The organism is Variovorax sp. P2_H12, from assembly GCF_056403395.1.
In genome coordinates this window covers 24,456-37,455 of the sequence record NZ_JBFUFO010000036.1, presented here as the reverse complement: position 1 = coordinate 37,455, position 13,000 = coordinate 24,456, and the positions used below count along the sequence as shown (strand labels likewise).

Annotated in this window: 15 protein-coding genes; all 15 read right to left on the bottom strand. The window is 66.4% G+C overall.

What is annotated here, in order from left to right:
* Positions 1-101 precede the first annotated feature (101 nt).
* The 15 genes from cheZ to fliS all read right to left on the bottom strand — a co-directional run bounded on the left by cheZ (position 102) and on the right by fliS (position 12,979).
* Complete coding sequence (gene cheZ, locus AC1DYK_RS25775) at positions 102-743, bottom strand: protein phosphatase CheZ (protein ID WP_478168871.1); 642 nt, start codon at positions 741-743, stop codon at positions 102-104.
* A 5-nt stretch (positions 744-748) separates the two neighbouring features.
* Positions 749-1,138 carry a chemotaxis response regulator CheY gene (gene cheY / locus AC1DYK_RS25770; protein ID WP_478094447.1) on the bottom strand — a complete coding sequence of 130 codons (390 nt, stop codon included), beginning with the start codon at positions 1,136-1,138 and terminating at the stop codon, positions 749-751.
* Between the two features lie 30 nt (positions 1,139-1,168).
* Positions 1,169-2,194, bottom strand: a complete 1,026-nt coding sequence (locus tag AC1DYK_RS25765) for a protein-glutamate methylesterase/protein-glutamine glutaminase (RefSeq protein ID WP_478168952.1) — start codon at positions 2,192-2,194, stop codon at positions 1,169-1,171.
* A gap of 56 nt (positions 2,195-2,250) precedes the next feature.
* The gene (gene cheD, locus AC1DYK_RS25760; protein ID WP_478168870.1) at positions 2,251-2,913 is read right to left on the bottom strand and encodes a chemoreceptor glutamine deamidase CheD; all 663 of its coding nucleotides are present in this window, start codon (positions 2,911-2,913) and stop codon (positions 2,251-2,253) included.
* The gene (locus tag AC1DYK_RS25755; protein ID WP_478168869.1) at positions 2,910-3,779 is read right to left on the bottom strand and encodes a CheR family methyltransferase; all 870 of its coding nucleotides are present in this window, start codon (positions 3,777-3,779) and stop codon (positions 2,910-2,912) included. Before AC1DYK_RS25755 ends, cheD begins: the two co-directional genes overlap by 4 nt.
* 63 nt (positions 3,780-3,842) lie before the next feature.
* The gene (locus tag AC1DYK_RS25750) at positions 3,843-5,198 is read right to left on the bottom strand and encodes an EAL and HDOD domain-containing protein (RefSeq protein WP_478168868.1); all 1,356 of its coding nucleotides are present in this window, start codon (positions 5,196-5,198) and stop codon (positions 3,843-3,845) included.
* Positions 5,199-5,295: 97 nt separating this feature from the next.
* The gene (gene cheA / locus AC1DYK_RS25745) at positions 5,296-7,311 is read right to left on the bottom strand and encodes a chemotaxis protein CheA (RefSeq protein ID WP_478168867.1); all 2,016 of its coding nucleotides are present in this window, start codon (positions 7,309-7,311) and stop codon (positions 5,296-5,298) included.
* Positions 7,312-7,364: 53 nt separating this feature from the next.
* Positions 7,365-8,291: a flagellar motor protein MotB gene (gene motB, locus AC1DYK_RS25740; protein ID WP_478168866.1), complete on the bottom strand. Its 927-nt coding sequence runs from the start codon at positions 8,289-8,291 to the stop codon at positions 7,365-7,367.
* 18 nt (positions 8,292-8,309) lie between these two features.
* Positions 8,310-9,170, bottom strand: coding sequence for a flagellar motor stator protein MotA (motA, locus tag AC1DYK_RS25735; RefSeq protein WP_478094603.1), 861 nt, complete (start codon positions 9,168-9,170; stop codon positions 8,310-8,312).
* Between the two features lie 67 nt (positions 9,171-9,237).
* Positions 9,238-9,846: a flagellar transcriptional regulator FlhC gene (gene flhC / locus AC1DYK_RS25730; RefSeq protein WP_478168865.1), complete on the bottom strand. Its 609-nt coding sequence runs from the start codon at positions 9,844-9,846 to the stop codon at positions 9,238-9,240.
* Positions 9,847-9,907: 61 nt separating this feature from the next.
* Entirely contained in the window at positions 9,908-10,255 is a 348-nt protein-coding gene (gene flhD / locus AC1DYK_RS25725; protein ID WP_478168951.1) for a flagellar transcriptional regulator FlhD, read from the bottom strand.
* 333 nt (positions 10,256-10,588) lie between these two features.
* The gene (locus AC1DYK_RS25720; RefSeq protein WP_478168864.1) at positions 10,589-10,879 is read right to left on the bottom strand and encodes an EscU/YscU/HrcU family type III secretion system export apparatus switch protein; all 291 of its coding nucleotides are present in this window, start codon (positions 10,877-10,879) and stop codon (positions 10,589-10,591) included.
* Entirely contained in the window at positions 10,876-12,177 is a 1,302-nt protein-coding gene (gene fliK, locus AC1DYK_RS25715; RefSeq protein WP_478168863.1) for a flagellar hook-length control protein FliK, read from the bottom strand. Before fliK ends, AC1DYK_RS25720 begins: the two co-directional genes overlap by 4 nt.
* 17 nt (positions 12,178-12,194) lie before the next feature.
* Positions 12,195-12,527: a flagellar protein FliT gene (locus AC1DYK_RS25710; protein ID WP_478168862.1), complete on the bottom strand. Its 333-nt coding sequence runs from the start codon at positions 12,525-12,527 to the stop codon at positions 12,195-12,197.
* Between the two features lie 29 nt (positions 12,528-12,556).
* A complete protein-coding gene (gene fliS, locus AC1DYK_RS25705; RefSeq protein WP_478168861.1) occupies positions 12,557-12,979 on the bottom strand; it encodes a flagellar export chaperone FliS in 423 nt (140 codons plus the stop codon).
* Positions 12,980-13,000: the final 21 nt, after the last annotated feature.

Here is a 13,000-nt window from a genome sequence, read left to right as displayed (position 1 = left end):
AGGCGAGGAACGCCTGCACATGACTGATTATTCGATTCGAAGGGCCGGAACAATCGCCCGATCAAGAGCGCTAACGCCCTCCTTCTCGCTGAATCAGAGACTCAGAAGCCGAGGCTTTCCAGCAAGTCGTCGACCTGCGACTGGTCGGCCACCGCATCGGGGTTGCCGGCCACGATCTGCGGGCCGTTCTGCAGGCTGTTGTGGACGATTTCCTGCCGCTTCTCGAGCGGTGTGTTGTCGATCAGCACCTGGAGCAGCTCGGTCTCCATGTCGTTGACCACTTCCATCATCTTCTTGATGACCTGGCCGGTCAGGTCCTGGAAGTCCTGCGCCATCAGGATCTCCATGAGCTGCGTGTTGATCGCGTTGGTCTTCTGCGGCACATCCGCCAGGTAGCCCCGCGTGTCCATCACGAGTTCGCGCGCATGGTCGAGCTCAATCGGATTGGCGAACCATTCGTCCCAGCGCTTGCTCAGGCCCTTGGCCTCGGTGGCCAGTCCTTCCTGCAGCGGCTGCGCGACGTCGATGGCGTTGAGCGCGCGGTGCGCCGCCCGTTCGGTGGTCGCGGCCACATAGGCCAGCCGGTCGCGCGCATCGGGGATCGCCTGGGCCGCCTTGGCCACCTCCTTGTCGAGCCCCAGTTCGCGCAGGCCTTCGCGCAACTGACGCGTCAACTGTCCGATGCGGCCCAGCAACTCTTCGGCGGTGTTCCCCTGTTCGGCGTCGATCGCGTTCGTGCTCATGGTGGTCAACCCTTGTTGAGTTTCTCGAAGATCTTGGTGATCTTCTCTTCGAGCGTGGCGGCCGTGAAAGGCTTGACCACATAGCCGTTCGCGCCGGCCTGGGCCGCTGCGACGATGTTCTCCTTCTTGGCTTCGGCCGTGACCATCAGCACCGGCAGCTTGCTGAGTTCGGGGTCGGCGCGGATGGTCTGGAGCATGGTCAGGCCGTCCATGTTGGGCATGTTCCAGTCCGAGACCACGAAGCCGAAATTGCCGCCGCGCAGCTTCTCGATGCCGGCAGCGCCGTCCTCGGCTTCGTCGACGTTGAGGAACTCGAGCTCCTTCAACAGGTTGCGCACGATGCGCCGCATGGTCGGGAAGTCGTCCACGACCAGGATCTTGATGCTCTTGTCAATCACTTTTCTCTCCACTCCAACAGTTCGTTTTCAAACCCGATTCGTGCGCGCGCCAAAGGTGCGCAGGTGCGCCAAAACGCGGCGCGCCATCTCTCCCAGCGGGGCCACCTCGTCGGCGGCGCCGAGCGCGATCGCTTCCTTGGGCATGCCGAAGACCACGCAGCTCGCCTCGTCCTGGGCGAAGGTGTGGGCGCCAGCGCGCTTCATGCGCAGCAGTCCCTCGGCGCCGTCCTTGCCCATGCCCGTGAGGATCATCCCGATCGCGTTCTTGCCGGCGTGCCTGGCCGCCGAATCGAACAGCACGTCGATCGAGGGGCGATGACGATTCACCGGCGGCTCCTGGTCCAGGTGCGCCACGTAGTTGGCGCCGCTGCGGCCGAGCGAGAGGTGAAACCCGCCCGGCGCGATGTAGGCATAGCCCGGCAGCACGCGCTCGCCGTGCTCCGCTTCCTTGACCGTGATCCGGCACAGGCCGTCGAGCCGCTGCGCGAACGAGCGCGTGAAGCCCGAAGGCATGTGCTGCGCGATGAGGATCGCCGGCGAGTCCGGCGGCAGCGGCTGCAGCACCTCGCGGATCGCCTCGGTGCCGCCCGTGGAGGCCCCGATGATGATCAGCTTCTCGGTGCTCAGCAGCGGACTGCGCAACAACGCCTCGGGCGCGCCGTCGGCCGCGGTGCGCGCCGAGGCGGCATGCCGCGAAGGCAGCAGCCGGGCGCTGGCGGCCGTGCGGATCTTGCCCGCGATCAGCTCGGTGTAGCTGAGCAGGCCGTCGCGCACGCCCAGACGCGGCTTGGTCACGAAGTCGATGGCGCCGAGCTCCAGCGCGCGCAAAGCGATTTCCGAGCCGCGCTCGGTCAGCGACGACACCATGACCACCGGCATCGGCCGCAGCCGCATCAGCTTCTCGAGGAACTCGAGGCCGTCCATGCGCGGCATCTCGACGTCGAGCGTGAGCACGTCCGGGTTGGTGACCTTGATGAGGTCCCGGCCCACCAGCGGATCGGCCGCGGTGCCGACGACCGTCATGTCAGGCTGGCTGTTGATGATTTCGGTCATCACGCTGCGTATCAACGCCGAATCGTCAATGCACAGCACCTTGATCTTGTTCGCGCTCACCAGAGTCCCTTGGTTCGTGCCCCCGGCGTCGCCTCGGCGCCGGCGCAGTTGAATTTGCGCAGCCCGATCGCCGGGCGCTGGACGGACAGCTTGCGCAGCAGTTCGCCCTCCTCGCGCTGGATCGCCTGCACGTCGTTCTGAGCCCGCAGCTTGCGCACCACCGCCTTCCCGCTCGCGGGCATGAAGCACACGCGTCGCGCGTGCTGGCCGCGCAGGTCCTGCGCGGCGATGCTGATGCGTTCGGCCTTCAGGTAGCGCAGGACGAAGTCGGCGTTGCGGTCGCCGATGTTGAGCGTGGTCATGTTCGCCAGCACCGCGGCGCCGCCGAACACCTTGGCCTGCAACCGATCGCGCCGCGCGCCGGAGCGGATCAGCTCGCGGATCAGCACGTCCATCGCGTAGGCGCCGTAGCGCATCGACTCGACGGCGTCGCGCGGGACCGCGTCGCCCTCCTCCGGCAACATGAAGTGGTTCATGCCCGCGACACCGTTGTCGATGTCGAGGATGCAGGCCGCGACGCAGGAGCCCAGCACCGTGGTCAGCACCGTGTCGGTGGTGGTCACGAAGTATTCCGACGGCAGCAGCTTGACCGCCATGCTGCCGACATCGCGGTCAAAGTAGTGGTGGTTCGCCAGCGAACCCGGCACTCCTGCGCTCATGCAACGCCCGCCTTGGCTTTCACCCGCGCCAGCTCGTACACCGTGTGGCCGAGCGACTTGAAGCTCTGGTTGACCAGCGAGGCGTTCTCCGAATGGCCGGCAAACAGGAGTCCGTTGGTCTTCAGCAGCGGCGCGAAGCGGTCGAGCACCTTCTTCTGCGTCGGCTTGTCGAAATAGATCATCACGTTGCGGCAGAAGATCGCGTCCACCGGCTCCTTCACCGACCACGAAGGGTCGAGCAGGTTCAGGCGCGAGAACTTCACCAGCTGCGCGACCTCGGGCCGGATGCGGACCTTGCCGGCATTGGTGCCGGTGCCCTTGCTGAAGAAGCGGCGCAGCCGCTCGGGCGACAATCGGCTCACCTGCTCGGCGGTGAAGACACCGGCCTGGGCCTTGGCCAGCACCGCGGTGTCGATGTCGGTCGAGATCACGCGTGCCGCGTTGGCCTTGTCGCCGAGCGCCTCGATCAGCGTGATCGCGATCGAATAGGGCTCCTCGCCGGTCGAGGCCGCCGAACACCAGATCGTCACCGGCTCCCTGGCCTTGCGCACGTGCTCGGCCAGCACCGGAAAATGATGGGCCTCGCGGAAGAAGGAGGTCAGGTTGGTGGTCAGCGAGTTGATGAACGACTGCCATTCGTCGCCGTCCTGGCGCGACTCCAGCAACTCGAGGTAGGAGGAGAACTCCGGCAGCCGCAGCTCGCGCAGCCGGCGCGACAGGCGGCTGTAGACCATCTGTCGCTTCTGCTCGCCCAGGGCGATGCCGGCCCGCCGATGGATCAGCGTCCGGACCTTGGAGAAGTCGCTGTCGGTAAATAGGAATTCGGTGTTCACGGCCGGCGTCGGTGCATGCGCTTCAATGTACATAGCGGGCCTCTTTTCCAATGGATCGATCAAGGGGACAAATACCTTGCAACTCGCGCGACAGGTTCATCCTGCCGCCTCGTGCGCGTTCACCTCTTGCGACCAGACCAGCGCCGCGAGGTGCGCCGCATTGACCTGACCGGAGCTCACGAAGAGCGCCTCGGAAAGGCGCGCCGCCTGGGCGCCGTCGCCCTCGCAGGCTTCGGCCAGCGCGAGGAAGGGTGCATAGACGCCCTTGCGCTCCAGGATCGCCTGCTGCACCGACTCCGCGAGCTGCACCTTCGCCAGCACCTGCTCCATGGAGATTCCGAGCAGCTGGTCGATCAGCGAGAACATGCCGACCACGAACAGGTTGTCGGCCTCGCCGGCCGGCAGCATCCGCTGGCCCATCAGCTCGACGAAGCGCCCGCGCGTGATCGCCTTCTTGGTCATGAAGGGCGAGCTCGACTTGTTGCTCGTCGCCAGCAGCAGCGACAGCCAGCGCAACAGCGGCGCGTAGCCGAGCATCGCCACCGCGTGGCGCAGCGAATGGATCTCGACGCCGGCGCCGATGGCCGGAGAGTTGATGTGACGCAGCAGCCTGTAAGTGAGCGCGGCGTCGCGCTTGAGGGCCGATTCGATGGCGCGCAGGTTCTCGTTGCGCTGGATCATGTGCATCAGGCGCACGATCAGCACCGACTCGGGCTGCAGGGCGTCGCCGCCCTCCTTCACCAGCGGATGCGCCAGCGAGCCGTCGACGAACACGTCCACGCGGCGCTCGGCGCAGGACTCGGCTTGTTGCCAGTCGTCGATCCGCGAGGCGATCAGTTGCAGCGGCGCGCGTCCCGGCTGCTCCGCGCTTCGGATGCGCGCCACGCGGTCGGGGTCCCCATTTCCGACGTCGACGTGGGTGATGATCTCGCGCAGCTCGGGGTCGCTCGGCAGCACTTGCGCGTCGCGCAGCATGAAGCCGAAGCCCTGTTCGCGCAGGAACAGCAGCATCGAACGCGTGTCGGCGTCCAGCAGGTCGTCGATCCCCATGCACAGGACCACGTTCTCGGGCGGCAGCGACTGGAGCTCGGTCAGGAACAGGGCGTCGACCGTGACATCGAGAAAGATCACCTGGCGGCCAAGCCGCCAGCCGCTGCGCGTCGGGTTGAGGTGCCTGCAGATGTTGTCGAGCAGCGCATGGAACTGGCTCGAGGCGTCCGGCGTCGCCCCTCCCCCGGGCGCCGGGAGCCAGGCCATGCGATAGCCCTTGACCCGCTGTTGCGCGTCCAGTTGCACGGCGTAGCGCACATAGCCGCTGGCCTCGCGCGGCTCCAGCGGGTCTTCGTCCTGTTCACCCGCATCGCGCGCAGCGGCGAGGCGGTCGGCGGCGCCCTCGCCGCCCGTGGCCGGGGCCGGGGCCGAGCCCGACAGTTTGAAAAAATCAAAGCGCATTGCAAGCGTCTCCGTCTGAAGCTTGGGTCAAGCATCCCTCTGGGGCCTGCTCACACAGGCCCTGGTCGGGACGTCCGGGGCATTGCATGAAAGAGCGTCAGGCCGCGATCGCCTGCGGCCTGGCGGCGCCGGCCAGCGCGGCGGCGCTCGCCGCCTGTGCACGCTGGATGCGCGGCATGGCGCCGACGTCGATGATGAAAGCCACGCTGCCGTCGCCCAGGATCGTCGCCGCCGAGATGCCGGGCACCTTGCGGTAGTTGGTCTCGAGGTTCTTCACCACCACCTGGTGCTGCCCCAGCAGTTCGTCGACCAGCAGCGCGAAGCGCGCGTCGTCGGCCTGCACGATCACCAGGATGCCCTGGGTCGGGTTCACCTGGGCCCCCGCGACGTCGAAGACGCGGTGCAGCTCGATCAGCGGCAGGTACTCGCCGCGCACCTTGATCACATGCCCGTCGCTGGTGATCGAATGCAGGTGGTCGGCGAGCGGCTGCAGCGACTCGATCACGTAGCTCAGCGGCAGGATGTAGGCCTCCGCCCCGACCTTGACCGACATCCCGTTCAGGATCGCCAGCGTCAGCGGCAGAACGATGCGGGTGGTGGTGCCGTGGCCGCCGCGCGACTGGATCTCGACATGGCCGCCCATCTCCTGGATGTTGCGCTTGACCACGTCCATGCCGACGCCGCGGCCGGAAATGTCGGTCACCTGCTCGGCGGTCGAGAACCCCGGCGCGAAGATCAGCTGCCAGACTTCCTCGTCGGGCATGGTCTCGCTCACCGGCAGGCCCTGTTGCATGGCCTTGGCCAGGATCTTCTCGCGGTTCAGGCCGGCGCCGTCGTCGCTGACCTCGATCACGATGTTGCCGCCGTGGTGCTGCGCCGACAGCAGCAGCTGGCCGGTGGCGTCCTTGCCCTTGGCCAGGCGGATGTCGGGCGTCTCGATGCCGTGGTCGAGACTGTTGCGCACCAGGTGCGTGAGCGGATCGACGATGCGCTCGATCAGGCCCTTGTCGAGCTCGGTCTCCTTGCCGTAGGTGTCGAGGCGGACCTGCTTGCCGAGCTTGGCGCTGACGTCGCGGATGACGCGCGGGAAGCGGCTGAAGACGTAGTCCATCGGCATCATGCGGATCGACATCACGGACTCCTGCATGTCGCGCGCATTGCGCTCCAGATGGCCGAGGCCGCTCAGGAAGCGCTCGTAGACGACCGGGTCGAGCATGGTGGCGGCCTGCGTGAGCATCGACTGCGTGATGACCAGTTCGCCCACCAGGTTGATGAGCTGGTCGACCTTCTCGACATCGACGCGGATCGAGCTCGACTCCTTGGCAGCGGCGGGCGAGGCGGCGGCCTGCGCCTTGGCGCCGGGCTCGGCGGCGGGCGGCGCGGGCGCGGCTGCCGGCGGCGCGGCCTGCACTTGCGCCTGCATCGCCGGCTCCTCGGCTGCATCGCGCGTGATGTCGATCTGCGATTCGTCGATCACGAAGCAGCAGACGGCGACGATGTCCTCCGGATTGCAGGTGGTCTCCAGCATCACGGTCAGTTGGTCGTTGCTGCGCGTGCGCGAGACCAGCCGGCCCAGGTTGGCCAGTTCGTCGGCCAGCAGATCGCATTCGGTGTCCGACAGGCGGGCGAAGCGGATGCGCAGCGCGCCGGACCCCGATGGCGCGGCTGCCGGTGCGGCCGCCGCCACGGGTGCCGCGGCGGGCGCGGGCGCAGGCGCGCCACCGGCGCTGTTCTCCATCGCCAGTTGCTGGAGCACGGCGCAGATGTGCGCGACGCGGGCGGCTTCAGGCTCTTTGTTCGCCTGGTAGGCAGTGACTTGTTCTTGCAAGGCGTCCTTCGTTTCCAAAAAGGCATCGATCATCGGCCCGCTCAGGCGCAGCTGGCCATGGCGTGCCCGGTCCAAAAGTGTCTCGAGCAGGTGCGTCGTCTCGGTCAGCGCGGTGAAGCCGAATGTGGCGGCGCCGCCCTTGATCGAGTGCGCGGCGCGGAAGATCGCGTTGAGCTGCTCGCTGTCCGGCGACTCCACGTCGAGTTCGAGCAGCAATTGCTCCATCTGTGCCAGAAGCTCGATCGCTTCGACAAAGAATGCTTGGGAAAACTGGCTGAGGTCCATCTGTTTGCTCCGATGCCGGCCCCGAGGGGCCGATGCTGGGTCTGTCGTCTCTGTTACTGCGTCGGGGCCTGGGGCTTGAAGGCGGCCGGCTTCAGGTCGCTGCTGCTGCCCGGCGCGGCGGCCCGCGCGGCGCTCACCCGCGCGGCCGCCCCGTCGCCGCTGTTCTCGCGCTCGATCCGCTCCTGCGTCTGGCGGTTGAGCAGAATGATGCTGATGCGCCGATTGATCGGATTGCGCGGATCGGCGTTGTCCAGGTGCATGCTGTCGGACAGGCCGACCACGCGCAGCACCTTGGTCTCGGTCATGCCGCCGATCACCAGCTCGCGCCGCGAGGCGTTGGCGCGGTCGGCCGACAGCTCCCAGTTGCCGTAGGCCTTGTCGCCGTTGGTGTAGACGAACGCATCGGTATGGCCCGACAGCGTGATCTTGTTGGGCAGCTCGTTGAGCTTGGGCCCGAGCTCGCGCAGGATGGCGCGCATGTGCGGCACCACCCGGGCGCTGGCGAGGTCGAACATCGGCCGGTTCTCGCTGTCGACGAGCTGCAGGCGCAGGCCCTCGGTCGTGATGTCGATCAGGATCTGCGAGCGGAACTGCTTGAAGACCGGGCTGTTCTCGATCAGTGCATCGAGCCGCTTCTTCATCTCGGCCAGGCGTTCCGCGTCGGCCTCCTCCTCGCTCTGGCTGACCTGCCGGACCTCGCCCTCGCTGTGGATCGGGTCGGCACCGCCGCCCGGGATCATGCTGGTGCTCAGGCTGCTCCTGTCGCCGCCGCTGAGCGCGGCCTTGAGCGGCATGCGGAAATGCTCGGCGATGCCTTCACGCTGCTTCGGCGTCGAGATCGCCAGCAGCCACATGACGAGGAAGAACGCCATCATGGCGGTCATGAAGTCGGCGTAGGCGATCTTCCAGCCGCCGCCATGATGTGCGCCACCGCCCGCGACCACCCGCTTGACGATGATGTGCTGCTTGTCTGCGCTCATGTCCGCGCCCCCTGCCGATCAGCGTGCCTTGACTTCCCGAACATGGTCATCCAGTTCGGTGAAGGAGGGGCGCTCGGTGGAGAACAGCACCTTGCGGCCGAACTCCACCGCGAGCTGCGGCGCATAGCCGTTGAGGCTGGCGAGCAGGGTGACCTTGGCACACTGGTAGACCTTCATGGCCTCTTCGACCTTCTGGCCGATCAGCGAGGCCAGCGGCGACACGAAGCCGTAGGCGAGCAGCACGCCGAGGAAGGTGCCGACCATCGCATGCGCAATCAGCGCGCCCATCTCCGAAGGCGGCAGGTCGGCGGAAGCCAGCGCGTGGACCACGCCCATCACCGCCGCCACGATGCCCAGCGCCGGCAAGGCATCGGCGACGCCGGCCAGGCTGTGCTGGGGGACCTCGGCCTCATGGCGGATGGTCTCGATCTCGTGGTCCATCAGGGCCTCGATCTCGAACGGGTCGGTGTTGCCGCTGATGACCAGGCGCAGGTAGTCGCAGAGGAACTCCATCAGTTCGCTGTCGGCCATGATGACCGGGTAGCGCCCGAAGATCTCGCTCTCGCCCGGGTTCTCGACGTCGGACTCCAGCTTCATCATGCCGTCCTTGCGCGCCTTGGCGAGCAACTCGTACAGCAGGGCGAGCAGGTCCATGTAGAGCTGCCGGTTGTGCTTGGACGAACGCAGCAGCAGCGGCAGCTCCTTCATCGTCGCCTTGATGGTCTTGCCGTTGTTGCCCGCGATGAAGGCGCCCAGCGCGGAGCCGCCGATCATCAGCAGTTCGACGGGCTGGAACAGGACGCCGAAATGCCCGCCCATCAGGGCGTAGCCGCCGAAAACGGCCCCTATCACTACCAGGTATCCAACCAGCACGAGCACGCGCGTCCCCTTTTGCCCGCAGGCGTCAAATCAATAAAAACTCTGAATCAATGAAAAATTACCGTTTTCAATGAACTCCGTTCGCGTTCAGTGCGGAATGCGCGGCGAGAATTGAAGGCTGCGCTGATGGCAGGCTCTCGGCAGGTTCCTCGACGCGCTTCGGACTGCGCGCCTTGCCGGCCCGCGAAGGGGGACGGCACAGCACGCACACATAGCCGTGCTTATGGTCGTGCGCATGGGCGACAAAATGGCCACCGCAGCGGCTGCAGGTGCTCAATTGCAGCATGTCGCTGTCGAAAAACCGGACCATCGTGTAGGCGCGCGTGAAATCCAGAACGATTTCCCCGCCGTGGGCCTCGATCTGCTCCGAATAAAGGCGGTAGCTCTTGATCAATGCCTGCAGTTCGCCCTCCCGGGCCTCATGCAGCATGAAGCGGTACATGTTGTAGAACATCGACGAATGGATATTGGCCAGCCAGGTCATGTACCAGTCGGTCGAAAAAGGCAACAGGCCCTTGGGCGGCGAAACGCCCTTCAGTTCCTTGTAAAGGCGGATCAGCCGTTCGCGGCTCAATCCGACTTCTGCTTCGAGGAATTGGAGACGGGCGCCGAGCTCGATCAATTCAACCGCCAATTGAACCTGCCGGACCTCGCCGAGAACGCTTTTCGCGGCCATCAGGAAGCCTCCGTGCTGCGCACTGCGGCGCGAGCTTGCTTGGGGCGGCCCGGCGCGGCGCTCATGCCAGCGCATCCGCTTCGCGCGCCTGGAGCTGGCGCGCCGCCATCAGGATCGACATGTGAGCCTGCTGCAGCGAGGTGTCCTTGCCTTCGCCGAACACCGCGAACATCGGGTGATCGTCAAGGCGAAAGCTGCAGAGCAGAAAATTGGATGTCGCCAATTTGACAATCTGCGTCAAGGACATGTTGGCCAGCAAATCCGCCAATTCACGTCCGACGCCGAGGCGGTACATGGCCGCAGCCCGATCCTGTTTGGCAAGCTTTTGAGCGAGCAGCATATAGGCCAGGTTAATGTCGCCGATCTCTTTCGAGATGTCGCCACTATTGCCGCCGCCATCGATATCCATTTCCACTCTGAACTCCATTCGAAATCTAGTTTGCAGTCTATACACAATTGTTAACAACTTCGTTACCGTTCGCCTCGCCGTTGCGGAAAGTGAGACTTATCTGACACGTCGTTGAGGTCGACTCATAATTCGAACTGGCTCTCCAATGAAAAGTAGTCCAAATCGGTTACGTCAGAAATAGGCGACTCCGTTCAATTTTTTTGACTAATTAGTATTAAAAATCAGACTGCATCAAAAAGTATTAATGTGTATGGAACCGCTTAACTCAATGAATAATCATTGACAGTGAAACAAAAAGTATCATTTCATTTTCCGACCATGATTCGGGGTCTTTCAGGATGAGCCTGCCTGCGCTTCGGCGCGGCTTTCGAGCCCGTGGATCCAGGCCATGACTTCGGCCACCGCGACATAAAGCTGCGGCGGGATCTGCTGGTCGAGGTCGACCTGCATCAGCAGCTTGACCAGGCCGGACGAGGCGTGGACGTAGAGCCCGTTCTGCCTCGCCTCGCGCATGATCGACTCGGCCACCACGCCATAGCCCTTGGCCACCACCACCGGGGCCCGGGTCTTGTCGGCATAGGACAGCGCCACCGCGACGGGCCGGTCGTCCATCGGCGTGCTCACGATGCGTCCTCCGGCCGGTCGGCCGCTGGCGGCTCCATCGGCGCCACCTGCAGGTCCTGCACGCGCAGGCCGGCGGCTTCCAGCCGCTGCACCAGCGCACGGCCGTCGGCGCGCAATCTCGTCACCGTGCCCGGCTCGCTGGCCGCCAGCCGCGCCTGCAGGCCAGGGCCCGCGAGGCTCAGGCGGAGGGCGACCTCGCCAAGCCGCGGCAGGTTCAGCGAGACCGTGGTTGACCAGCGCTGCGCGCCATCCTCGACCGCCGCTTCGCCCGAGGGCTCGGCGGCTTCCTTCTCGACCGACCAGTTCATCGCCACGCCCGGCCAGGCCTCGCCGTTCCAGCGGAAGACCGCCGTCGCCAGCAGGTCCAGCTGCTGATGCACCAGGCTCACGGCCTGCGGATGAATCACTTCGGCAGCCGGCACGGCGACCCTGGCCACGGACGCGGCGGCGTGATGCGCCGGGGCGGCCTCTTCCAGGCGCGCGGACACGGCCGCTTCCGGTGCCGGTGCCGGGCGCGCGGCGTCGCTGCGCCCGTAAGCGGCCTGCAGACGTGCGGCATCCGCGGATGCACCGGCGTCGGCATCCTGCGGGGCGGCGCCGTCCGCCGGCGCGCCGGCCTGGGCGGCCGGCGATGCGGCGCGCGGCGAAGACGCGGGCGCGCCCTGCGCCGGATCGGCGGCGGCCGGCGCTGCGGTCTCCGGCACGGGGGGCGCCATGGCGACCGCAGGGGCCACCGGCAAGGTCGAGACGGCCGCCGGGTTCACCGGAAGCGCCGCGGCGGCCGCCGGCTCGGCCGCTCTCTGGGCGGCCAGCGGTGTCGCCCAGCGCGCCTGGGGCTCCTCCAGCATCTGCGCCAGCGTGCGGCTGCCGGATGCGAAATCGACCAGATGCGATTCGTAGAACAGGCCGCTGTGGGCCACGGTCTGCGACAGCGTGGTGGCCAGCGCGGGGGCCGAAGGCGCCTGCTGCGAAGGCCAGGCGGGCGCGGTGCCGCGCACCGGGCCGGCATCCGTTTCGAGGTCGGCGAGCACCGCGCTGATGACGCGCGCCGCCACCGACAGTTCGGCCTCGGGCGCCTGCTGCGCCGCATGGGCAGGCGGCAGGCTCGGCGAACCACCGGGAAGCAGGCGATCGAGCGCGGCCTTCGAGGGCAGGCGCACATCGTTGTCGACCTTCAGCACCTGCACCACCGCGCCGGGCGCGCCGATCTGGGCTTCGCCTTTGATCGCGAGCACGTCCAGCCGCGGCGAAGCCTTGACGGCCAGCAGCGCATCGATCAGTCCGGTGAGTCCACTCATGGCCAGCTCGCGTCCGCTCAGTGCGGCGGCCCGTAGGCCTTGCCCAGGCTGCGCTGCTGCTGCAGGAAGCTCATGCGGGCGATCAACTGTTCGATCTGCGGCTTGACCAGCCCGCAGACCTCGTCCTGGTCGGCACGGATCTGGTCGATCAGGCGACAGGTCTGCTCGAACTGGCTGGGGTCGAGCGCCTCCAGTGGAGCGAGCACCTTCAGCCGATCGACGATCGCCGCGCACTGCTCTTCCAGCGCGGGAAGCCGGCCCCATTCCCTGGCCCGGGCCAGCTCCGCCATGCGTGCAACGCCCGAGGCGAGTTGCCCGTAGCAATGCACGACTTCACTCCTGGCTGCCATTTTGTCCCCTGTGGTTCTCATCGGGCGCGTCAGCTGCGCGCGGGGCCGGCGTCGATCTCGCGCCAGGCCGATGCAATGTTTTCGAGAAGGCCATCGGCTTCGTCGAGCGCCTGCACGTCGTTGCGCAGGTTGGCGTAGAGAAGCCTCTGGATGATGTAGCCGTAGAGCGCCGACAGGTTGGCCACCAGGGCCTCGCCTTCCGGGCCCGCGGTCTTGGCGTCGAGCACGGCCTTGAGGCCGTTGTCGACGATGTCGATCGCCTTCGAGATCGCCTGGCCCCTGGCCCCGATATCGCCGATCGACAGGTGGTGCCGGGCCATGCCGATGGACGACTTGGCGCCGTCGAACAGCATGCAGATCAGCTGGTGCGGCGAAGCGCTCATCGCGCCGGTGTCGACGCCGATGCGCGCGTAGGCGCCGGCGCCGGTCCTGAAACTGTGGGGTGTGTACATCGGCGGCTTTCGGGTGGCTGG

Excerpts from the sequence above, each read along its gene's own strand:
- cheZ (WP_478168871.1), bottom strand. The coding sequence starts at position 743 with ATGAGCACGAACGCGATCGACGCCGAACAGGGGAACACCGCCGAAGAG.
- AC1DYK_RS25765 (WP_478168952.1), bottom strand. The coding sequence starts at position 2,194 with ATGACCGAAATCATCAACAGCCAGCCTGACATGACGGTCGTCGGCACC.
- cheD (WP_478168870.1), bottom strand. The coding sequence starts at position 2,913 with ATGAGCGCAGGAGTGCCGGGTTCGCTGGCGAACCACCACTACTTTGAC.
- AC1DYK_RS25755 (WP_478168869.1), bottom strand. The coding sequence starts at position 3,779 with ATGTACATTGAAGCGCATGCACCGACGCCGGCCGTGAACACCGAATTC.
- AC1DYK_RS25750 (WP_478168868.1), bottom strand. The coding sequence starts at position 5,198 with ATGCGCTTTGATTTTTTCAAACTGTCGGGCTCGGCCCCGGCCCCGGCC.
- cheA (WP_478168867.1), bottom strand. The coding sequence starts at position 7,311 with ATGGACCTCAGCCAGTTTTCCCAAGCATTCTTTGTCGAAGCGATCGAG.
- motB (WP_478168866.1), bottom strand. The coding sequence starts at position 8,291 with ATGAGCGCAGACAAGCAGCACATCATCGTCAAGCGGGTGGTCGCGGGC.
- flhC (WP_478168865.1), bottom strand. The coding sequence starts at position 9,846 with ATGGCCGCGAAAAGCGTTCTCGGCGAGGTCCGGCAGGTTCAATTGGCG.
- flhD (WP_478168951.1), bottom strand. The coding sequence starts at position 10,255 with ATGGATATCGATGGCGGCGGCAATAGTGGCGACATCTCGAAAGAGATC.
- fliK (WP_478168863.1), bottom strand. The coding sequence starts at position 12,177 with ATGAGTGGACTCACCGGACTGATCGATGCGCTGCTGGCCGTCAAGGCT.
- AC1DYK_RS25710 (WP_478168862.1), bottom strand. The coding sequence starts at position 12,527 with ATGGCAGCCAGGAGTGAAGTCGTGCATTGCTACGGGCAACTCGCCTCG.
- fliS (WP_478168861.1), bottom strand. The coding sequence starts at position 12,979 with ATGTACACACCCCACAGTTTCAGGACCGGCGCCGGCGCCTACGCGCGC.